We start from the raw sequence: 21238 nt of genomic DNA, 5'->3' as shown, positions 1-21238 counted from the left end.
AGACATTAGGACATCACAAAGCGCCTAGACGATATGTTTGGGGAACAATTCCCCTTACTTGGCGCGGAAGACGTTGGTTAGGCGTTCGTTGCTGACTAGTAGCTCGACCTCGTCGGCGACCGCGGGGGGTGAGATCGAGTACTTCACACCGCGCAAGCCGAACTCGCGGGCGAAGAAGGCGTCGACGCGCAACTCGGCGACTATCTGTTCGGCCTTGCCGACCGATTGCTCGATCTTGATTTCCTGTACCCAGCCGTCGAGCGTGATCCCGTCGATCTCGATCAGCTGGATCGACACCATTTTCGATGGATCCTTGGCGCTCGGCATCTCTGAGTAGCCGGTCAGCGTGTAGTTGCCTTGAGTGGTCTCCATCCGCTCCTCGAAGACGTGCTCGGCGCCGATGCGCGGACGCCGTTTCGGGCGCAGCTGGGCCTCCTTGAGCTTGGGGAACTGGTTCTCCAGCCGCTCGATGTGGGCCCATTCCTCCGGCGGGTAGGAGGTGGTGGTGCGGTTGCCGTATTTGGCTTGTAGCCGCTCGGCCTCTGTCTGCTGTGGAGGCTTGCCTCCGCCCGGCCCCGAGCCGCCCCCGCCCCCGCCGCCGGAAGGGGTGCCCTTCGGGCCGGTGGCCACCGACATCAGCGCGGTAGAGCCCTTGACCCCCAGCTCCAGGGCCAGCTCCGGGGAGATGACCGTGGCCGGGGTGATCGCCTTGACCGGCACGCTTGTCACCGGCATCCGGATGATCTTCCCCTGCGGGGTGACCATGTCGGCCCAGCCTTTCACCGGCGCCGCCTCGTATGGGGTGGCGCCGGGCGGCGGGTTGCCGCCGGCCTTCGACTTCATGCTGTGCGTGATGATCAGCACGAGCGTCTGTACGCCGATCTCCGCGATCGCCTTAGCGAAGTGCTGGCCGCACAGCTGCAGATCGGCTTCGTTCTTGGCGTTGACCGCGTCCGCGAAGGCGATCAGGTGCTTGATGGCGTCGAAGAGCACCATGCCCACGAAGAGCGCGGTGATGCCGATGCCGATGTCGGCGGCCCAGCCGCCCGGATTCCACTGGTTCAGCAGCCAGATCCCGACCATCGTGGCCAGCGCCATGACCAGTGCCTGCGGGCTGATGAGCTGTTCGATCTCCTTGACGGTGGCGTTGGCGATTTTGGCGCGTTCGTATGCCGCCAGCAGTTTGTCCGTCCCGGACAGTCCTCTGACAACGTCGTCGGACATCGGCTGGGCGAGGTTTGGCTTGGCGGTGTTGACAACCGCTGGTTTCGGCGCGGGGGCGGGCGCGATGGTGGAAGCCCGGGGCACGCCGGCCGCGCTCAGTTTGGCGATGTTGGAGCCGCCGCCGACCCGCGGATTGTCAAGCGCCCCTTGGTGCATGAAGGTGACTTCTTTGTCGGTCAGCTCGGCCAGCCGTGACTGGATGGCCTCATGGTTCATGCCGTTGAGCTTCTCGGCGGCGTCCTGCCAATAGCCGGTCTGCCGGGCCGTCGCCAATGCGGCCCGGTATTCCCGATCGAGCTTGCCCGGGTCGAGGCCGTAGGCGATCCAAGGATTGTTGATCGCGTTGATCTCGTTGGCGCGCCGCAGCCGTCGCTCTTCCTCGGTCTCCCAGGCGATTCCTTTCCTTGTCCCGCCAAGGGTTCCCACAGGTTCGCCGTTGAGCACCGCCCGGGAGGCGGCTCCGGCAGCCCGCTCGGCGGCCGGAGCGTCGGCCGCTAGGGCGGCTGTTCCACCGCCCCGGCTCTGCTGGACCACATGGGCGAGTTCGTGTGCGAGCAGGGCCACCCCGCCGGGGGTGCGCGGGTTCTCGGGCATGCCGATGTCGGTGCCGACTGTACGGGCCGCTTCGTCGGAAGGTTCGCGATGGATGCGCACGCCGGCGAAGTCGAAGCCGAAGCTGCGTTCCATCGGCTCGCGCAGATCCGCCTCCAGCGGGCGGCCGGAGTCCTTAAACGACGGTGCGGCCCTCTCCGGCTCCGCCTGGGCGGCCACGTGCTCCATCCACCGCACGCTAACCCTCGCTGACCATGACGTCAGTCGAGAACCGGACACCCGGGCGGGCGACCGCCGAACTAATGATGGGCGGCCAGGTAGTTGCGCGCTTCGACCGCGGTCGAGTCGAGCTCGAGACACCTTCCCATCGCGTTGAGCGCTTCGCCGCGCTCGCCCAGAAAGTCGTGGCACTGCGCGGCGCGGAACCAGCCGACCGCTCCCGAGCCGGTGCCCAGCTCACCGGCATGGCTGTACCACCGCGCGGCCGAGGCGTAATCCTGTGCCGCAAGATGACCGTCGCCGGCGATGAGCCTGGCCTCCACGCAGTAGGGGTCGAGCTGGATCAGCTCGCCGCACCTGGCAAGCACCCCGTCGCGGGCTTGGATCCGCAGCTCGAGCAGGTAACGCGTGTTCTCCACCGCCACCATCCGATCGGAGGGCTCGGTCGCGGCGGCGAGAAGGCGTTCGTTGAAGGCCAGCGCGGTTTCCATGTCGTGCCGCATCCAGTCCAGCCGCCCTTCCGCCAGGCGCAGCAGCGCGGTCGCCCGGCGGAATCGGCTGCCGACCAGCCAGCCGTGCCAGGTGTCGGGCAACCGCTGGGCTGCCCCGCGCTGCGCGAAATTTCTTGCCAGGGTGAGGTTTTTGGCGTCGCGCAGGCTGTGGCCGATGCCCTGGAAACAGGCGGCTGCCACCAGCATCGGATCGCGGGAGGTGATGCTCAACGCGCCGAACAGGTCCAGGGCTCGGGCGACCTGACCGGGGGTGCGTGCGTGCAGCCGGGCCACATGGTACACATAGTGATCATGATCGGACCTGCCGTCGGGCTCGACCTCGCCGGCGAGCTTAAGGGCGTAGATGCAGTAGGAGAGCTGAGCCAGCGCGAAAAGCACCAGCGCCCGCCGGGCGGGGCCGAGCATGTCGAACCGGTTGACCTCCTGGATCAGGGTGGACCAGGCCGGCGTGCGCAGGGCTTCGGGCAGGGCGGTGGGATCGGCGCAGTCGTAGTGGCGTAGCCCGGCGTGACGCAGGACCTGGTGACGCAGGCCCGGTATCCCAATCATGGAAAACCATGGCCAGCGTTCCTGCGCCGGATCGGCCAGCCACGACGACACCGGCGCGATCATTCGCAGCCGGGTGGGTGAGGCCTCGCTGTCGGTCATGTCGATGAGCGGCCGCCAGAACACGGCCAGCCGGTTGTGCTCCAGATTTGGCGAACCACTCAGATAGGGGAACAGCCCGCGCGGGTCGCTTCTGGTGTAGAACCGTTGCAGCTCTGGCTGACTCATGTGGTACTCCCGAACATGCCGCGATGAAACAGCAACGACGGCGCGGGTTCGGGTGACACCCGGATAGCCGTGACCCGCCCGAGATAGAGCACGTGGTCACCGGCTCGGTGACGGGCATGCTGCACGCATTCGAAGCTGGCGACCGGCTCGGTGAGCAGCCGGGCCGCCTCCAGCCCGCTCGGGCGGTCATGCCGGGCGAAGACGGCGGCCAGCTCCTGCTGATCGGCATGAAGCACATGGACCGCGAAGGTGTCCGTCTGATCCAGCCGCAACCGCATCCGGCTGCCCAGCTGGACGCTGATCAGCACGAGCATCGGTTGCAGCGACACCGACATGAACGAGTTCGCGGTCATCACCTCAAGGTCGGGCGGGGTGCCCTGCGCGATCAGGGTGACGCCGGTGGGAAAGTGGGCCATGGCCGCGCGAAAGCTCGCCGTGTCCAGCTCCGCCAGCGTCACCATCGAAGTCATGGCAGTTTATCCTGCCTTGCGGTAGGTGCCGACCATCAGACCGGAAGCCCAGTCCATCAGGGTCACCACGAGATCGGGCTCGGTGACTATCTCGTTGCGGAACCTGTCCACCCGCTCGGGGTGCTGCTCTGTCCAGGTGTCGTTGGGCAGCAAGTCATCGCCGATGAGCAGGGCGCCCGGCGCCATGTGGGCGAGCAGCACGTCGCGACGGTTGAACTTGGCGTCGGTGGTGTCGACAAAGATCATGTCGAAGGGGGGCCCGGTATATTCCTCCAGCCACTTGGTGGCATCGGTGGTGATGACCTCGGCACGGCTGTCGACCGCGAGCAGGTCCCGGCAGATGTTGGCTATCTTCGCGTGCACCTCTAGGCCGATCAGCCGGGCGTCCTCGTCCATCCCGGCCAGAATCCAGCCCGAGCCGACGCCCAGCCCGCATCCCACTTCGAGGATTCGCCCGCCTGGTTTGCTCGCGGCGAGGGTGCGCAACAGCGCGCCGGTGCGCGGCTCGGAGGACAGTTTCCATTGGCCCCTATCGGCGATTGCCTGCGCCTTGGCCGCTATCGGCGGTATCTCTATGGGAAAGTCTTCCATTTTGGCTATCCGTTCTTTCGAGATTTTGTGGTACCAGTGCCTGCATCGACCGGCGGGAGAGAAGCTCCGTTATCGCGGCTCGGACGAGCCAGTAACCAAGCACGCCAAGGAAAGCGCCGCCCAGGCCCAAACCTCCGACCTCGGCCAGCAGCCAGCTGACCGGCAGCTGGATCAGCAGGGCCGCGGCCAGATTGGCGTACATGTCAAGGTTGGTGTGACCCAGCGCCCGCAGCACGCTCACGTTGCCCAGCGTCCACGCCATCAGCGGCAGCGCCAGCGCGACCAGGAGCAGCGCATCCGCGGCCGCGTCAACGGTCTCGGGGAAGCCGGTGAACACCCGCGCCACCAGGCTGGGGAAGACGGCTATGAAGGCGGTCAGGATGGCGGCCGGAACCAGCAGCGTGAGCTGGCCCTTGCGCCAGAACACCTTTGCCTCGCCGACCTGTTGCGCACCCACCGCGCGTCCGATGAGGATGCGGGCCGCGGCGGCGAACGCGCTGGCGACGCCGAAGAGGAAAATCATCACCTCGAAGGCGATCCTGCCACCGGCCAGCGAAATGGCGCCGAGCCCACCGATGATGGCGAAGAAGATGGCCACGCTGAGATAGTCCAGACCAGTGGAGACGATGGCGGGCCAGCCCAGCTTCGGAATCGAGGTAACGAAATCGATGGGGATCCGGGAAGCGGGGGTGCGAAGCAGCTGGAGCAGACCGAAATGGCGGGTGGCCACCAGCAGGCAGCCCACGCCCACCGCCCAGGAAAGGGTGGTGGCCAAGCCGTTTCCGGCCGCGCCCAGACGCGGAAACGGCCCCGGGCCATAGATGAGCAGATAGTCGAGCAGGATGTTCAGGGCGTTGATGACTATGCCCGCCCACATTCCGTACTTCGGCTTCTTGTAGGCGTTGAAGATTGCGGTCATCATGACGAAAGCCGCCAACAGCAGCAGGGTCGGCGCCCGAGCCGCCAGATAGTCCGCCCCTATTTCGCGTAGTTGCGGATCGCCGCCCGCGACCAGCCCGGTGAGCCAGCCACCGGCGAAAAGACAGCCGAAGGTAAGCACGACCGCGATCCCGCCGGAGAACCAGGCGGTGGTGCGAAGCGAACGCAGGATCCCGGCCGGGTCCTCACGGCCGGCGAAACGCGCGGCCATAATCTGATGGCCCGTCACCGAAGCCAGGACGATGCCGCTGAAGATGTCGAACACGGCCGACGATGCCGCCACCGAAGCCAATTCAGGTGCGCCGAAGCGGCCCATCATGGCGGTGTCGACCACCCCGGCCAGCGACGCGGACAGCGCGCCCACCAGCATCGGCAGCCCCAATGCCGCGATCTGGCGGCTTGGCGCCCGGGTTTGCTCGGTCATCTTTCCCCCTAGTACCGGACAGATTCAAGATATTGCGCTGCCTCGATGGCCGAAGCATCGAGCTCAAGGCAGCGGCCCATCGCGTTGAGGGCGCTGGCGCGGTCGCCGAGAAAGTCGTAGACCTGACCGGCGCGGAACCATCCCACGGCACCGGACACGGTGCCAAGGTCGCCCGCGCGCGTGTAGCGCAACGCCGCTTCCTCGTAGTCGCCGATGGCGGCGTAGCCGTCGGCCACCACCAGACGGGCCTCGATGCAATACGGGTCCAGCCGATCCAGCCGCTCACACAGCTTGCGGACCTGTTCCGCCGACTCCTTGCCCCGCGCCCGGGATACCGACTTGATTTGTGACTCGGTCAAAATGCGCTTGTTTTCCAAAGCCACCGTCTTGTCGGTGGTTCCTTCCTCTGTACCGGGAAAGAGCTTCTCGCTGAATTCGAGCGCCAGATCGAGCTCGTGTCGCATCTGCTCGAACTGCTTCTCGGCGAGGCGCAACAGGGCGACCGCCCGATGGAAGCGGCTGCGCACCAGCCAGGCGTGCCAGGTGTCGGGCAGCCCGAGCAGGATCTGCTGCCCGTAGCCGTCAAAGCGTTGCGCCAGCTCGATTTCGGTGTTGCTGCGGATGGTGTGCCCGATCCCCTGCGCGCAGGAGGCCAGCGCGATGAGCGGATCCTTGCCGATGGTGGCCAGCTTTTCGAAGACCGGCAGCGCCTTGGCGGCGTGGCCCGGGAACCGGGCGTGGACGCGGCCCACCTCGTAGGCGTAGCGGTCGTGCGCCGGATCACCATTGGGTTGCACCACGCCAGCGATCTTGAAGACGTACTCGCAGTAGGACAGCTGGGCCAATTGGAAGACCACCAGCGACCGAGCAGAGTAGGGAAGCTGATCGAAGCGGGCGATCGCGTCCAGCAGCCTGTTCCACTGTGGGGTGCGGAACTCTTCGGCCAGGCCGGTCGGTTCGCGGCAGTCGTACTGGGTCAAGCCCGCATGACGCAACGCCTGAGAGCGCAGGCCGGCCACCCCGATCATGGCAAACCACGACCAGCGCTCCTCCTCCGGCTCGGCCAGCCAGGCCGAAACCGGTTGCACCATACGCAACCGCATCGGCGCGACCTCGCTGTCGGTCATGTCGATGATCGGGCGCCAGAAGATCGCCATCCGGTTGTGTTCGATGCCGGGAAGGCCGGTCACCTTTGGGAAGATGCCGCGCGGATCGTTGCGCGTGTAGCGCCGCATTAGCTGCAACTTAGCGGATGGCAAGGTGTGCCTCCAGAAACTCCTCGATGGCCCGGAACAGAACGGCCCGATTGGCATTGGACTTCACGTGGTGGCCCTCATCGGCGAAGCGCAGATAGCGGACCGGAACACCCATGGCCTGAGCCTTGGCGACAAAGCGGTCCACCTCGGCCTCGGGCACCCGCGGATCGCGGATGCCGTGCGCCAGCAGGATCGGCGAGGAGGACTTGGACAGCGTGTGGATAGGTGACCTGCGCGCGAGCTCCTGGTCGTTGAGCTGGCGGCCGTCACTGAGCTGGGAGATCTGGCGTCTGAGCAAAATGGACAGTGGCTGCCAATACGGTGGCGGTTTCTGAACAAACGACACCAGGTCGCAGGGCGCGCTGATGGCGATGGCGCACCGGACCAGGTCCGGCCGGGCGGTGGACCCGAGCAGCGCCGCGTAGCCGCCGTAGGAGGCGCCCAGGAAGGCCACCCGATCGCCATCGACCAACCCGCGGCTGATGGCGACCGACACCGCATCGTATAGATCCTCCTGCATCCGGCCGCCCCATTCGCCATTGCCCGATTGGCGAAAGTCGATGCCGAAGCCGCGGGATCCGCGATAGTTGATGTGCAGCGACAGGTAGCCCAGCGACGCCAGATATTGCGCGTCGGCATAGAAGCGCCACAGGTCGCGCCCGGCCGGGCCGCCGTGGACCATCACCACCGTGGGCAGCGGGCCGTCGCAGTCCAAGGGGCGCATCAGGTATCCGCTCAGCGGCCGGCCGTCGCCGGCCACGTAGTGAAAGTCTTCGAGCTTCGGCAGGCGGTGCCCGGCCAGATCCGGGCGATTGTCGAACAGCGGCTCCGACTTGCCGCTCGCCGGATCGAAGGCGTGGTAGGAGATCGGGCCGTTGTCTCGTACATAGACGATGAGCCAGGTACGGTCATCGGCGCTGCGATCGATGATCACAGCCGAGTCGTGCGGGGTCGCCGCCAGCGGCCGCACGGCCGTGGCCATTTCCGGGGAGAGCGCGTGGTAGTGCAACCGCTGATCCATCACCGTGCACACGTCCGGCTCGCCTGTCCGGGGATCGAACCAGACCCCCTCGCCCGCGATCGGATAGCTTTCGATGTCGAGCTGAGCGTGCTCGTAAACGGTGTGCACAGCCGCGCTTGACGAGTCGATCGCGATCAGCCGCCGCGTGGCGGCACCGTAGCTGGTGAGCAGGAAAAGCCTTTCCCCGTCACGGCTGAACCCCTGGATGGACAGGTCGATGACCTCCTCCACCTCCAGCTTGAGCACGCTTCGGGCGGAGTCGAGGTCGTCGCCGAGCAACACGTGGGCCGACCCGTCCTCGGTGAGGCGGGTGCCGCCGCGCGGCCGGGCCTGGCCGTCCACCAGCCATCGGTGATAGCCGGGATTCTTGGCGATCACGACCGGCTGCGCGTCGCGATCGGCGAGGTCGGCGCGGATCAGGTCGCCACGGCTGGTGTAGACGACCACGGCGGAATCGTGGTGCGCCAGCCAATACTCCGCGACCGGCCCGGAAGCGGGCAGGCGAATCCGTTCCAGGCTGCCCATCCTCATCCCGGTCAGCCGCCAGCTCTCCCGCCCGCGTTCGGTGCATCGGTAGAGCAGCACGCTACCGTCGGCGGTCCAGCGCAGATCCGTGATCATCTCGCCGTGATGCGCCGCGAGCTGGTGTTCGCTTCCGTCGTTCGCACGCAGCCACAGCTCCTGCCCGGCGTCGTCGGTGCGGATGAAGACGATCCGCTGACCGTCCGGTGACAGGCGCGGAAAGGTGTTGCGTTCCTGCGCCAGTAGCGCGCGCCGAAGAAGCAGGCTCATGACAGCCCCGTGTGCGTGCGGTCACGGGACTCGTCGGCGAAGTCCACCCCGGACGAGCCGCGCGAAAAGCCCATGGTCAGGGTGTAGACCGGTGAGTAGCGCGACTCGGAAAGCCTGTGCAGGTCCAGATATGGCCGATCCTTCTGGGCAGGGGTGACCAGCGTGCTCAGGCCGTAGGACATGCCCAGGATGATGACCTCCTGCGCCAGGATGCCCGATTCGAGGTAGAGCCGGCGCAGGCCATGCTCATGCCTATACCTCCACTGGTACCGGGGAAAGTCGGCCACAAATCCCAGGGTCCACGCGGCGGTGGCGGGGGAGTGCATGCCCTGCAAGGCATCGATCATCGCGTCTCGATGGTCGCCCGGGCGGATGCCGATCAGCTCGTGGGTGAGTATCTCGTACCGGTAGACGCCCGCCTCGAGCCCGTCCACGTTGTACACGCATAGGTAGAAGTCCCACGCAGATCCATAACTGTCCAAATAGGACATAGGCTCGTCGGCACTGGTGGCCTCGCGCCGCTTGCGCACCTCCGCCAGGGCATACCAGAGCAGACCGGAAAGCCGCTCCAACGGCACCGGCTTGGGCAGGTAGGCGCGCCCGCTGCGCCGGGTGACCAGTAGCTGTGAGACTTGCATGTCGCCCGGTTCCTTCGGCTGTCCGAGCGGGATGCGCGGCCCGGTGGGCTTCGCCTCCTCCGCGGGCGGGCCATCGGTGCTCAGATACCGGCGCACGGCATCGGTGCGGATAGCGCCGTCGATGTCGGTGGCGTCGACAAAGTCCCACCGCCGCGACGCGGCGTAGTACTGGTCGGAGGGGTGCCATCCGCGATCCTGCCAGTGCCGCCAGCCAGGCACCAAATGGGTTCGCGTGTTGGCGTTGAACACCTTCTGCCACGAGTCGCCGTCCCCGGCGAGATCGCGCCGGGACACCCCGCCGTCGAGGATGAAGCGCGCCAGCGACTCAGGCGCCCACCGGAACCGTTTTCCGGTAACGGTGTCGGCGACCTCGACGTCCGGCGAGGCCGGATCGACCGCCGGGCGCACCCGCATGCCCACCGGCCATGGGGCTTCGTCATGTCCAGCCGAAGACATTGTGTAACCCTTTCCGCGCTCAGGCGATACCGTCGGCGAGGGCCACCGTGAGCATGTACCCCTCAGCCATCCCGTCGAGGCCCAGCGCTTGCTCGATTGCGGTGGCGATGTCGCAGTAGAAGATGCCGCCGACCAGGCCCAGCGAGCGTGCCGAGATCCGCATGGAGCTGGCGATGTGGCCGGCATCCATGTGCACGGTCCGGAAGGTCCGCGGTTCGCGGTAGCGGTACATGTTGCGCTCGAACATGCTCGTGATGACGACCAGGGCCTTGATGGGGAAGGGGAACCGCTCGAGGGTCTCCGGGAACAGGCGCATGAGGCTCTGCTCGTCGGTCTGCGGCCCGTCGAGGCGGCGCAGGCTGAACGGCCTCATGGTGATGTGGTACCAACCCGGTTCGAGGCCGGGTACGTCGCGCACGATGACATAGCCCTCGGAGGGGTTGCGCCCGCCTCCGGACGGGCTGCTGCGGCGGAGCAACGGTGCCGAGTCGGTTCTGGGGATGATCGCGCCGATCGCGCCGAACGACAATGAGACCACTTTGGACAGTGACTCGAAGTCGACAACGGCGGGCTCGGGATGGTCGGCCCAGGCGGTGCGGGCGCTCATCGTCGGAATGTCGGTCTCCGGTTCGGGAAGCGAAACACCCGGCCGATCCAGGTACTCAAGCTTGAACCGATCTGTGTCCGGCTCATCGGCCTGGTAACCGCGCATGCGCGCCTGATCCGCCAGGAAGGCCGCCGCCTCGGAGTAGTCCATGCACGGATAGTCGAAGGAGAGCGCGTGGTATTCGGCTGCCTCGTGCCAGCCGAATCGGCTCCAGCTCTTTCTCAGATTGACGAACCAGGCGAGTTGCGGATCGTCGTCGATTGTTGCGGCGTCAACGATAAGCCCGCGTTCACACAGCGACGCGATCAGCTTTTCCCACACCCACACCGATTCGCCGCTGGTGTCCACTTCCGCCAGCCGCTTGGCCAGCATTTCCGGATCCTGTGGGCGGCAGGCGGCCGCCAGGGTGGCGGCTGTCCGCCGGGAAACCTTGTAGCGCTTTCGTTCCAGGAGGTTCTCCGCCATCCAGTGGTCACCGATCACCTCCGAGGGCGGAATGAGGCGCACGGCGGGATTGAGCCTGACGACCATGACTGCTCCTCCAGAAAGGATTCCTGGGCCTTGAGGGCGCACCATGGCGTGGATGGATGGAAGGCATCGGCCACGCCATGATGCTGTTGTTACTACGCGACCACTACTCAGTAGGCGCTTGACTGGAGCAGCATGACGTCGTAAGCAGACGTCTCCTCAACCACGTCGAGGGTTTCGACGACCTCCTCAGAGGTGGTCTCCAACAGGGTCTCAGCCATTTCCGTTCAACCTCCTCTCCCCCAAGAGCAGCGACAGGTTATTGGCCAGCCGTTGGAAATACTTGTCTTGGCGTTCCCAGACCGTCAAGGACGTGAATATATCGGCCGATTACCTAGAGCCACCTTGGAGAATCACTGGAGGGCTAGTGGATTATGTCCGTTGTGTAACATCATCGTCATAGATGAAGGTAACCTAGCGTTTCTGCATGAATAGATGGAGATCGCTGTGTACGAGAGATTCGAAAACTTAAAGTAGTCAATGTGATTCTAATCACACAGATCAATCTAATATGGATCTACTTTGCCCACAAGGGTTTCGCCCACTTCGGAGATCAGCTCGTCGATGGCGTTGCCCGCCATGGTGGGCGGCTGGAAGGCGAGCCGGTGCACGCCGAGCTCGGCATAGCGGCGAGCGGTCGCCACGTCGACCATGCCCGGGGGAGTGATCGTGATTTCGAGCGGGCCTAGATTCTCCGGCCGGCCGTAGCGCTCGGCGGCCGCGCTCAATCGCGAGATCGCCTCGGCCGTCTTGTCAAGATCTAGCTCCCACCCGTACCAGCCGTTGCCGCTGCGCACCGCGCGCCGGTACGCGGCCGGGGACTCGCCGCCGACCACGATCGGCGGATGTGGCCGCTGCACCGGCCGGGGCCGCTGCAGGATGCCGGCGAAGCTGACCTGGCTGCCATCGAAGACGGGTGGCGGCTCGTCCCACAGGACGCGCATGGCCTCGAGGTACTCGTCCGCGCGTTCACCGCGGCCGGCCATGGGCACGCCCAGCGCGCTCAGCTCCTGCTCCACGTACCCGACGCCGATCCCCACGGTCAACCGGCCCCCCGCGAGCACGTCCAGCGACGCGATCTGCTTGGCCAGCAGCACCGGCTGGCGCTGCGGAAGCACCAGCACCGCCGCGCCCAGGCGCACCCGGCTGGTCACCGCGGCCAGATAGGTCAACGCGACGATCGTCTCCAGCCGCGGTTCGTCGGCCGGATCCGGGGCGTCGAAGGGAAGCGCAATATGATCGCCCACCCAAAGCGCCTCGAAGCCCGCCGCCTCCGCCGCGCGGGCGCGCCTTGCCATGATCTGCGGATCGACACTGCTGCCGCGATGCAGACCGTATAGGGCGAATTTGAGGGTTTCAGTCACTCTGACAGCTTAGTGAGCCATCCACATGTGTCACGCCAGACCCGGCCGCGGGTTAGTAGAGCGCGGCGCGGGCCCAGGTGATCAGGTACCAGATCAGAATGCTCACGGTCAACGAGGCGGCCGCGGCGAGACCGAACCAGCGGATGGACATCGCCCGCCAGTGCGGCGCGAGCAAAAGTGCCATGACGGTAGCCGTCAGCAGGATCTGTGCCAGGGACGGCACCAGCTTCGACAGATCGAAAGCATCCAGCGGGCCGGACCAGATCGACCTGACGAAGACCAGGGTGAAGCAGGCTTGGCCGGCAAGCAAACCCGCGGCCAGCCCGGCCGCCACCGATCCGAGCCGCGTCTGACCGACGCGCATGGCATGGCCGAGCGACCCGATGACGGCGCCGCCGGCCGCCCCGCAGATCATCCAGAGCGCGAACGTTCGCACCAGCCCGTGCAGACCGGCATAGGACGGTAAGCCGTCTTCGGAGTTCTCGGCGCTGATCATCCAGCGCTGACTGACGAACAGGATGAGCCCGTAGTAGACGATCGTCGCCAAGATCAGCACGGCACTCGCGGTAACTGCGGCCGATCGCGGAGTCTTGGCTGTGTGCCCGGCGTACAGCGCCACAACTCCCCAGGCAAATCCCGAGCTCACCAGCGGCGTCGCATATGGAGCCGCCGCGTCGGACATGAGGTCGGGAAGAAACGCCGCTGCCCCCAACGTGATTCCCAACGCGATGAATTTTCGCACCCACCGACTTTATTCGCTGAAATTCGTGTCCTATTAGGAGGAGGGCACGGTCAGTCATCAGCCGAACCGCCTCCGTGACCAGGTGAACGTCCGTTCTTTGTCGGCTCAACGGAGTAGGACTAGGTTCACGATGAAGTATTTAGCATCAAGCTATGTGGAGGCGGGCTGTCCTGTTAGCGGTGGTATTCGGTGTGGTTCTCGGCACGCAAGGAAGCGTTGCCCAGGGCGCGGCGGCGGGAAGCACGGTGGACGTCTGGGGCACTGCGCCCGATCCGTTCATCGTGGTGGACAACGCTCCGGCCTGCGCGTTGCGAGACGATGGCACGGCACCCGACATCGAAATCACCATCGACCGGACGCGCTTCCTCTACCGGCCCGACTTTCAGCAGGTACAGCTCGGCAACAGCTTCGACTATCGGGTGAACTACTACAACACCAACTCGTTCACCGCCCGGCTGATTCTGCTCATGGACTCGCCGCCCAGCTTCGATGTCAACCACCGCGTGATGGTGCGGTGCGGGCAAGGCCGGCTCGACAGCGTTGGCACCTGGTCGGGCAAGCTGGCCGAGGGCAACTTCCACGCCGGATTCGTCGGTGGGCGCGGCGACAAGCACGTGGGCATGGTGCTGGCGCAGGACGGGATGGCCTATCCGTGCGAGCAGCCGAGCCTGACCTTCAAGGGCACGCCGCAATCCGCCGACTGGGCGGTGAATCCGGGGCAGCCCTTCGTTTCCCGGTACGAGGCTGTGTTGCCGTTCACCGACGGGCTCAACGAGATCAAGATCTCGTGCGGGGGCAGGACCTGGCGCATGGCGCTGGTCTGGAACGGCATCTCGCCCAGGATCGTGGGCGCCGCGGGCACTGTGCCGCAGGCGCAGCCCGATCTGCTCGATGCCCCGTTCGTGCGCGCGGTTCCAGCTCCCTCCGACCTGCCGTGGGATCCGATCGCGCTCGCCGCGACATTGATGGTGCTCATGCTGCTGGTCGTGGTGCTGGTGGGTTTCCCGGCCGAGGTGGTCAACGAGACCATAAAGAACAATGAGGCGGAAATCAGTGGCTGGTTCGCCCGGCTGCGCCGGCCGGGCCTGACGGTGCAACTCGGTCAGGCCGCTCGCTTCCTGGTCTTCATCGTGATGGCCGCGCTGCTGATGACGTTCGTGGATCCGCGAGCCGGTTTCAATGGCAGCACAGCGATGGTGCTCGCCGCGCTTGCCGTCACGGTGCCCGTCGTGACTCTGGCCTACGCCCTGCCCAAGGAGTGGTATGTGCGGTGGCGAATGAAGCAGAGCGGGCCTTTCCGCGCCGTGCCGGCCGGGCTCGGCCTGGCCTTCGCGCTGGCGGCGGTTTCCCGGCTGGCGGCTTTCGTTCCCGGCTACACCTACGGCCTCATCGGCACCTTCGATCCGCGCAACGACCCGCAAGCCCGCAAGCCACGGGAAAACGTTGAGGCAGCAGGAATCCTGATCGGTGTCGCGGTGACCCTGGCCCTGGCCGGCTTCGCCTTCTGGCGTCTCAACGATGTGCACGCGAGCGCCTCGCTGCCGCAGGCCGATCTGGTCCTCAAGCTGGAGGACGCCATCTACTGCAGCCTGTTCGTGCTGGGGGTGCAGACTGTCGTGTTTGGACTGTTGCCGCTGCGCGGAATGGATGGCGGCCGGCTGCGGCGCTGGCAGGAATCGGCCGCGCCACGGTGGTCGCGTTGGGGTTGGGTCGGCGGGTACACGGTGGCCAGCTTCCTGTTCCTGCACGCGCTGATCCTCAACCGTGAGGCGGCGGTGGGCAGCCCGGAATGGATACCCACGCTGGCGCGGGCACTGGGCATCTTCATCGCCTTCGCGGCATTGTCCTTCGCCTTCCGGGGCTGGTTCACCCTTTCCGGGCGGCCGGGTCGCCTGGCCGTACCCGAACCCGAATCCGCGCCCGAACCCGAACTCGCCGGAGGCGAGCCGGGTGCCTTGCTTACGGCCGCTCCGCCCACCGCCCCCGCCTCGGTGGTCACCCGCGCGCGCCTGATCCGGATGGGCGTCATCACCGGTCTGATCCTGGCGGGGCTGGTGGTCATCACCATCGTGGTGTAGCGAGAACGACGGTTTTGATCCGAGTTCGGCGCGCTATCGCCGATGATGGACTGATGTCGACAGATTCTCATCTGAATGCGGAGAAGATTCGTCTTGCCCAGGCCGACGCCGGCGAGCTGCCGTGGCGGGCCTGGGGGCCCTACCTGTCCGAGCGGGCTTGGGGCACCGTGCGCGAAGATTACAGCGCGCACGGCGAGGCGTGGTCGTTCTTCCCGCATGATCATGCCCGGTCCCGGACCTACCGCTGGAACGAGGACGGGATGGCGGGCATCTGCGACGACAAGCAGACGTTCTGTTTCGCGCTCGCGCTGTGGAACGGCAAAGATCCAATCCTCAAGGAGCGGATGTTCGGCCTGGACGGCAACTCCGGCAACCACGGTGAGGACGCCAAGGATTATTGGTGGTACGAGGATTCGACCCCCACGCATTCGCGGATGAGCTGGCGATACCACTATCCCCAGGCCGCCTTCCCCTACCAGGATCTGGTCGAGGTCAACCGCCACCGCAACCGGCACGAGCCGGAGTACGAACTGCTGGACACCGGAGTGTTCGCCGACGACCGGTACTGGTCGGTCGCCGTCGACTACGCGAAGGCGTCGCCTTACGACATGTGTATGACGGTCACCGTCGCCAACCGGGGACCGGAGGCGGCGACCCTTCACGTCCTGCCGACACTGTGGTTCCGCAACACGTGGGCGTGGGGCAAGCCCGGCCATGAAGCGGTGCCTTCGATCTCCGGGCGGGGCGGCCGCCTGATCGCCGAGCATAAGTGGCTGGGCACGCTTGAGCTCGTCGGCGACGGCGCTCCCACCGCGCTGTTCTGTGACAACGAGACCAACAGTGAACGGCTTTGGGACTCGGCGGGGCGTTCCGCGTACCCCAAAGATGGCATAAATGATCATGTGGTGCACGGCGCCGATACCGTCAACCCGGCCATGACTGGAACGAAGGCAGCACTTCATTACGTCTTCGAGGTGCCCGCGGGCGAGTCCCGTCAGATCCGGCTGCGCCTGGCCCAAGCCAACGCCAACACAGGTCTCGACCTCGGCGATGGCTTCGCGAGCGTGATGGCCGGCCGGCTGGCGGAAGCCGACGAGTTCTACGCCGAGCTGACGCCCGCCGGCACCACCGCCGAGGAAGCTGCCGTGGTTCGCACCGCGATGGCCGGATTGATGTGGGGAAAGCAGTACTACCACTACGATGTCGCGCTGTGGATGCGGGGCGACCGGACCAGCCCGCCACCGCCGCCGGAACGCCTCCACGGACGCAACGCCGCCTGGTGGCACATGCACTCCGCCGACGTCATTTCGATGCCCGATCCCTGGGAGTATCCCTGGTTCGCCGCCTGGGACCTGGCCTTCCACTGCGTCGCGATCGCGCGGATCGACCCGGCTTTCGCCAAACAGCAACTGCTGCTGCTGGTGCGCGACTGGTACATGCATCCCGAGGGCCAGATTCCCGCCTATGAATGGTCATTCAGCGACGTCAATCCGCCTGTGCACGCCTGGGCCGCGCTGCGCGTCTTCGACCTCGACGGCGGCCAGGACCTGGAATTCCTGAAGCGCATCATGCACAAGCTGATGCTCAACTTCACCTGGTGGGTCAACCGCAAGGACACCAACGGCAACAACGTCTTTGAGGGCGGATTCCTTGGCCTGGACAACATCGGGCCCTTCGACAGGTCGGCGCGGCTGCCGGTCGACGGCCGCCTCGAGCAGTCCGACGGCACCGGCTGGATGGCGATGTACGCCGTCAACCTGCTCGAGATGGCCATGCGGCTGGCCGCGCGCGACCACGCCTACGAGGATGTCGCGACAAAGTTCTTTGAACACTTCGCATACATCGCCTCCGCAGCGCACAATCTTTGGAACGAAAAAGACGAGTTCTACTGCGACACGATTCAGGTCGGCAACGAGCCGGCCGTGCCGATGCGGGTCTTCTCCGTGGTCGGCCTGATCCCGCTCGTCGCCACCACGAGCCTGCTCAAAAGCGAAGTCGCCAAGCTGCCCGAGCTCCAAGCGCGAATCAAATGGTTCGTCACCCACAGACCCGACTACGCGACGGTGGTGGGCGAGCACCGGACAGACCACACCGGCGAATTCCGCCTGCTGCTGTCGGTGGTGACCCAGCCCCAGCTGGCCCCGATCCTGTCTCGAATGCTCGACGAGGCGGAGTTCCTCAGCCCTTACGGCCTGCGCAGCATCTCGCGGGTCCACGCTCAGGAGCCGTTCGTGGTCACCCTCGGCGGCCGCGAATTCAGTGTCGACTACGAGCCGGCTGAATCGACGATCGGTGACTTCGGCGGCAACTCCAACTGGCGCGGCCCGATCTGGATGCCGGTCAACTACCTTCTGATCGGCGCGCTACGCGAATTCGGCGCCTATCTGGGCGAGTCAGCCACCTTCGAATACCCGACCGGCAGCGGATCGAGGCACAATCTCGCCGACATCGCCGACGACGTATCCGAGCGGATCATCGACATCTTCCTGCGCGACCAGGACGGCCGCCGGCCCGTCTACGGCGGCACTGAACTGTTCCAGACCCACCCGGACTGGCGCGACCGGATCATCTTCCCGGAATATTTCCACGGCGACAACGGAGCCGGGCTAGGAGCCAGCCACCAGACCGGCTGGACAGCACTGGTCGCCGACCTGATCCTGGGCCGCCGCCCGGATCGCCGCCCACACCACCGGTAACGCCGGGTGTTTTACGCATTGACCGGCTGCGGGATTCCGATTTCGGCGAACAGAGCCTGGGCCGTCGACAGCGAGGCGGCGGACGGCTCACCGTTGGCACGGTAGATCTGGCCGAGGAGATGGTGGGTCCGCGCCTCCCCGGGCCGGTGCTCGGTCTTGCGATGCACGGCGAGTGCATCGAGCGCCCATCGTCGAGCATCGTCGAAGCGTGCGGCCGCGAGGTGGATCTCCGCCAGCAGGGTTTTGGTCTGACCGGCGAGCAGCTCATAGGAGAACTCGGTCGCATCGCGTAGCGCCTGGTTTGCGAGGTCGAGGCTCGCGTCGATCTCATCCTGCCGGAGATTCGCTTGTGCGACTCCGATCCGCGCCTCGAGCTCCGGTAGCCGTTGACCGGTCGCTTGCGACAGCCGCATCCCCTGGGTGTAGTACTGCGACGCATGGTGCGGCGCGTTGAGTGCGAGCCGGATGTGTCCCATGGTGATGAGCGCATATGCCTCGGTCTGCCGATCGCCCGTCGCCTGGACGATGGTCATTGCCTCGCTGGCGTGCTCCAAAGCATCGTGGTGTCTGCCTTGCTCGCTGCGGAGATAGGCCAGGTTGCACAGAGCCAGGGCCTGTCCGTAGCGATCGCCGATCTGGCGGTGCAGGGTGAGGCCGGCCGTGAGGTGTTGCGAGGCGAGGCCGAATCGGCCGAGATAGAAATGCACAAGCCCTAGGTTGGTCATGACAATTGCTTCTCCGCCCGACGAGCGGATTTCGCGGTACAACGTCAATGCACCGTTGAAGTCGCGAAGACTTTGGCCCAGCTCTCCGGTTCTGACCCGGAGGCTGCCAAGGTTTCCCAGCACGACGGCCTCGCTGGCCGGCCGGTCCAGCTGCCGGTTGACGGCGAGGGCATCCGTAAGCCTGTCCCTGGCAAGCAGGGTGTGCCCCACCTCGGCGTAGCTCACCGCGAGGTGCGACAGTGCGGTCGCCTCCGCCTGCGGCCATGGGATGCCGCGGCTGGCGATGAGTGCGCTTTCGAACTGCTCGACACTGTCGCCGTATCTGCCCATGCAACGGTAGGCGCTGCCGAGGCCGATGTGGTTGGCGGCCATGCCCGCCGCGTCGCTTTCGCGGGCCGCTGCGCGCAGCCCTGCGTCGGCGATCGCGAGCCACTCCGTGAGTTGACGATTGGACCAGAAATATCCGCGCATGGCATCGGAGATTAACCATGCCATCGGCCGGGGACCCTCGGCCGCGGCGTGGAGGGTGGCTGCGGTGAGATTGGGAAGCTCGGTGTCGAGCCATGCCAGGGCCGCCGGCCCATCGACAAACGTCGGTTCCGGCGGAGCCTGATCGCCGAGCTCGCTTAGCCGCAGCATTTGTGGATACAGCAGCTGTGCGGCGCCCTCGAGCTCGTCTAGATAGTGTCGGTACATCCGATCGGCGGCCTCGATCAGCGCACTGTCCTTTTCGGACAGTGCTTTGGCATATAGCCGCACGAGATCGTAGAAGGCATATCGACGGGGGGTTACCTCGTAAAGCAAACTTTTGCGCACCAGCATGGACAGGTCAGGTATGACTTGCTCATCTGCGGTACCGGCGATCGCCACCGCAAGGGCGGCGCTGAAGTTTCCGCCCGGCACCACACTGAGCATCCGGAAAAGCCGCCGAATCCGCGCGGGCAACGTCCGGTAGGACAGGTCGAACGCGGCCCGCACCGAAGCGTGGCCGTCGCCGACGAGCTGCATCAGGTCCAGTTTTTCCCCTGCCGTCAGGTCGGCTAGATAATCAGCAGCGCTTCGTCCTGGGGCGTCGGCCAGATTTGCCGCGACCATACGGATCGCGAGCGGCACCTGTCCACAAGCGTCCGAGAGCGCCAGCATCGCCGTCGCCTGGGAATCGACCCTGTCCCGACCGAGCAATGCCACGAACAGGTCATTCGATTCCTTGCTCGTGAGCACGTCGAGCACGACGCGGCTTAGACCATCGCTGGTGGACAGCCCGGTCAGGTTGTCGCGGCTCGTCACCACCACAAGGCAGCCACCGCTGCCGGGCAGCAACGGACGCACCTGCTCGGCTTCGCTGGCGTTGTCCAGGACGATGAGGACACGACGGTCGGCGAGCAGGCTGCGGAACATCGCGGTGGCCCCATCGAGGTCTGTCGGTATCGCATCGGGCGGCTGTCCCAGCGCACGCAAGAACCGCGCCAACGCCACAGTCGCCGGCATCGGACTACCCGGGGCGAAGCCGTGCAGATCGATGAACAGCTGGCCGTCGGGGAACTGATCGGCCATCCGATGGGCCCAGACGGTCGCCAACGTCGTCTTGCCGATACCGGCTGTACCCGATACCAAAATGACACGACCCGCCTGGTGCGCTGTGGCCGCAGCGACGATGTCCAGCTGGTCGAGATAGCCCTGACGGCCCACAAACACACCGACCCCGCCGGGCACCTGTGCCGGAGCGACCCACTTCTGGCCGCCGACGGCCGGTAGTTCGCTGATTTCCGCGGCCGTTGCCGAACCGTCAAGTGGCCGCCCGCGGATGCCACGAATGATTTCGATCTCCAACTCGCTGATCTCGGCCCCGGGATCGAGTCCCTCCTGATCGGCAAGCAGATCGCGGTACGTTCGATAACTCTGCAGGGCCTCGGCATGCCGACCGGATCTGTGCAACGCCAGCATGAGCCGCCGCCGGGCACCCTCGCGAAAGGGATGTGCTGCCACGACAGACATCAGCTCACTCGTCACCGCAGCCGGATTGTCCAGCGACAGCTCAAGATCGGCCAGTTCTTCGATGGCGACCAGGCGCTCCTCCGCCAACCGTAGGCGGGCGGCGTCCACAAACGCGGCCGCCGCGTCGGCCAGGGGCTCTCCATGCCACAGCTGCAACCCCTCACGCAGAACTCTCGCCGCCGTGACCGCGTCGTGAGCCTTCAACTCTTTGGCCTGACGAACCGACCAGCGGAACTGGCCCAGGTCGACGTCCTCGGCCGGCAACAACAGCTGGTAGCCGTAACGTCCACTGACAATGACGTCCTTCGCCCCGATGTCAGCGCAAACACGGCGCAGAGCAGAGATCGCGTTGTGTATCTGCGCCCGCGCGGTCGACGGTTCTGTGCCGCCCCACAATGCTCGCGTGAGCCCTGCGGCGCTGACGGGCTCGCCGACATTGATGGCGAGCAACGCCAGGATGGCACGGGTCTGCGCCCGGCCGATCTCGGGTCGGTAAGCACCCTTTGCCATGCCCACGCGGCCAAGTACCACCACCCGCACCGCCAACCCCCCACTTCGATGCATCGCCTTATGTCACTGTAGCTGCGCGGCTCGTCGGCGGCAGCCCGTATGAGGTGCTGTATAGAGCGATGCCG

General features: G+C 65.8%; 14 protein-coding genes. 2 read left to right on the top strand and 12 right to left on the bottom strand.

The annotated features are described in order from the left end of the window. Positions 1–54 precede the first annotated feature (54 nt). The 11 genes from Rhe02_RS31080 to Rhe02_RS31030 form a co-directional block, all read right to left on the bottom strand. Positions 55–2004: an eCIS core domain-containing protein gene (locus Rhe02_RS31080; RefSeq protein WP_203911977.1), complete on the bottom strand. Its 1950-nt coding sequence runs from the start codon at positions 2002–2004 to the stop codon at positions 55–57. A gap of 71 nt (positions 2005–2075) precedes the next feature. Further along, positions 2076–3281, bottom strand: coding sequence for a tetratricopeptide repeat protein (locus tag Rhe02_RS31075; RefSeq protein WP_203911976.1), 1206 nt, complete (start codon positions 3279–3281; stop codon positions 2076–2078). Next, positions 3278–3751, bottom strand: coding sequence for a flavin reductase family protein (locus tag Rhe02_RS31070; protein ID WP_203911975.1), 474 nt, complete (start codon positions 3749–3751; stop codon positions 3278–3280). Before Rhe02_RS31070 ends, Rhe02_RS31075 begins: the two co-directional genes overlap by 4 nt. A 6-nt stretch (positions 3752–3757) precedes the next feature. Then, on the bottom strand, positions 3758–4342 hold the full coding sequence (locus Rhe02_RS31065; protein WP_203911974.1) for an O-methyltransferase: 585 nt from the start codon (positions 4340–4342) through the stop codon (positions 3758–3760). Next, entirely contained in the window at positions 4281–5705 is a 1425-nt protein-coding gene (locus Rhe02_RS31060) for an MATE family efflux transporter (protein WP_203911973.1), read from the bottom strand. The genes Rhe02_RS31065 and Rhe02_RS31060 overlap by 62 nt, the downstream gene beginning before the upstream one ends. An 8-nt stretch (positions 5706–5713) precedes the next feature. Continuing rightward, positions 5714–6940, bottom strand: coding sequence for a tetratricopeptide repeat protein (locus Rhe02_RS31055; RefSeq protein ID WP_203911972.1), 1227 nt, complete (start codon positions 6938–6940; stop codon positions 5714–5716). Positions 6941–6950: 10 nt separating this feature from the next. Beyond that, on the bottom strand, positions 6951–8774 hold the full coding sequence (locus Rhe02_RS31050; protein ID WP_203911971.1) for a S9 family peptidase: 1824 nt from the start codon (positions 8772–8774) through the stop codon (positions 6951–6953). Next, a complete protein-coding gene (locus tag Rhe02_RS31045) occupies positions 8771–9868 on the bottom strand; it encodes a SagB/ThcOx family dehydrogenase (RefSeq protein ID WP_203911970.1) in 1098 nt (365 codons plus the stop codon). The genes Rhe02_RS31050 and Rhe02_RS31045 overlap by 4 nt, the downstream gene beginning before the upstream one ends. A gap of 19 nt (positions 9869–9887) precedes the next feature. Next, positions 9888–11006: a SagB/ThcOx family dehydrogenase gene (locus Rhe02_RS31040; protein WP_203911969.1), complete on the bottom strand. Its 1119-nt coding sequence runs from the start codon at positions 11004–11006 to the stop codon at positions 9888–9890. Between the two features lie 503 nt (positions 11007–11509). Then, positions 11510–12367: an LLM class F420-dependent oxidoreductase gene (locus Rhe02_RS31035; protein ID WP_203911968.1), complete on the bottom strand. Its 858-nt coding sequence runs from the start codon at positions 12365–12367 to the stop codon at positions 11510–11512. Between the two features lie 52 nt (positions 12368–12419). Further along, on the bottom strand, positions 12420–13109 hold the full coding sequence (locus Rhe02_RS31030) for a DUF6518 family protein (RefSeq protein WP_203911967.1): 690 nt from the start codon (positions 13107–13109) through the stop codon (positions 12420–12422). A gap of 152 nt (positions 13110–13261) precedes the next feature. Here Rhe02_RS31030 and Rhe02_RS31025 point away from each other — a divergent pair, with 152 nt between their 5' ends. Beyond that, positions 13262–15187, top strand: coding sequence for an FGLLP motif-containing membrane protein (locus Rhe02_RS31025; protein ID WP_203911966.1), 1926 nt, complete (start codon positions 13262–13264; stop codon positions 15185–15187). A 53-nt stretch (positions 15188–15240) separates the two neighbouring features. Beyond that, positions 15241–17883 (top strand): MGH1-like glycoside hydrolase domain-containing protein, encoded by a 2643-nt coding sequence (locus Rhe02_RS31020; RefSeq protein WP_203911965.1) that lies wholly within the window; start codon positions 15241–15243, stop codon positions 17881–17883. 11 nt (positions 17884–17894) lie between these two features. Here the strand turns inward: Rhe02_RS31020 and Rhe02_RS31015 are convergent, their stop codons facing one another. Then, positions 17895–21167: an AfsR/SARP family transcriptional regulator gene (locus tag Rhe02_RS31015; RefSeq protein WP_203911964.1), complete on the bottom strand. Its 3273-nt coding sequence runs from the start codon at positions 21165–21167 to the stop codon at positions 17895–17897. Positions 21168–21238: the final 71 nt, after the last annotated feature.

The organism is Rhizocola hellebori (assembly GCF_016862955.1).
GTDB lineage: Bacteria > Actinomycetota > Actinomycetes > Mycobacteriales > Micromonosporaceae > Rhizocola > Rhizocola hellebori.
Note: the sequence above shows the minus strand (reverse complement) of the source record. Positions and strands in the feature narration are given on the sequence as shown.

Excerpts from the sequence above, each read along its gene's own strand:
- Rhe02_RS31060 (WP_203911973.1), bottom strand. The coding sequence starts at position 5,705 with ATGACCGAGCAAACCCGGGCGCCAAGCCGCCAGATCGCGGCATTGGGG.
- Rhe02_RS31050 (WP_203911971.1), bottom strand. The coding sequence starts at position 8,774 with ATGAGCCTGCTTCTTCGGCGCGCGCTACTGGCGCAGGAACGCAACACC.
- Rhe02_RS31025 (WP_203911966.1), top strand. The coding sequence starts at position 13,262 with ATGTGGAGGCGGGCTGTCCTGTTAGCGGTGGTATTCGGTGTGGTTCTC.
- Rhe02_RS31065 (WP_203911974.1), bottom strand. The coding sequence starts at position 4,342 with ATGGAAGACTTTCCCATAGAGATACCGCCGATAGCGGCCAAGGCGCAG.
- Rhe02_RS31055 (WP_203911972.1), bottom strand. The coding sequence starts at position 6,940 with ATGCGGCGCTACACGCGCAACGATCCGCGCGGCATCTTCCCAAAGGTG.
- Rhe02_RS31040 (WP_203911969.1), bottom strand. The coding sequence starts at position 11,006 with ATGGTCGTCAGGCTCAATCCCGCCGTGCGCCTCATTCCGCCCTCGGAG.
- Rhe02_RS31080 (WP_203911977.1), bottom strand. The coding sequence starts at position 2,004 with ATGGAGCACGTGGCCGCCCAGGCGGAGCCGGAGAGGGCCGCACCGTCG.
- Rhe02_RS31015 (WP_203911964.1), bottom strand. The coding sequence starts at position 21,167 with ATGCATCGAAGTGGGGGGTTGGCGGTGCGGGTGGTGGTACTTGGCCGC.
- Rhe02_RS31075 (WP_203911976.1), bottom strand. The coding sequence starts at position 3,281 with ATGAGTCAGCCAGAGCTGCAACGGTTCTACACCAGAAGCGACCCGCGC.
- Rhe02_RS31045 (WP_203911970.1), bottom strand. The coding sequence starts at position 9,868 with ATGTCTTCGGCTGGACATGACGAAGCCCCATGGCCGGTGGGCATGCGG.
- Rhe02_RS31020 (WP_203911965.1), top strand. The coding sequence starts at position 15,241 with ATGTCGACAGATTCTCATCTGAATGCGGAGAAGATTCGTCTTGCCCAG.
- Rhe02_RS31070 (WP_203911975.1), bottom strand. The coding sequence starts at position 3,751 with ATGACTTCGATGGTGACGCTGGCGGAGCTGGACACGGCGAGCTTTCGC.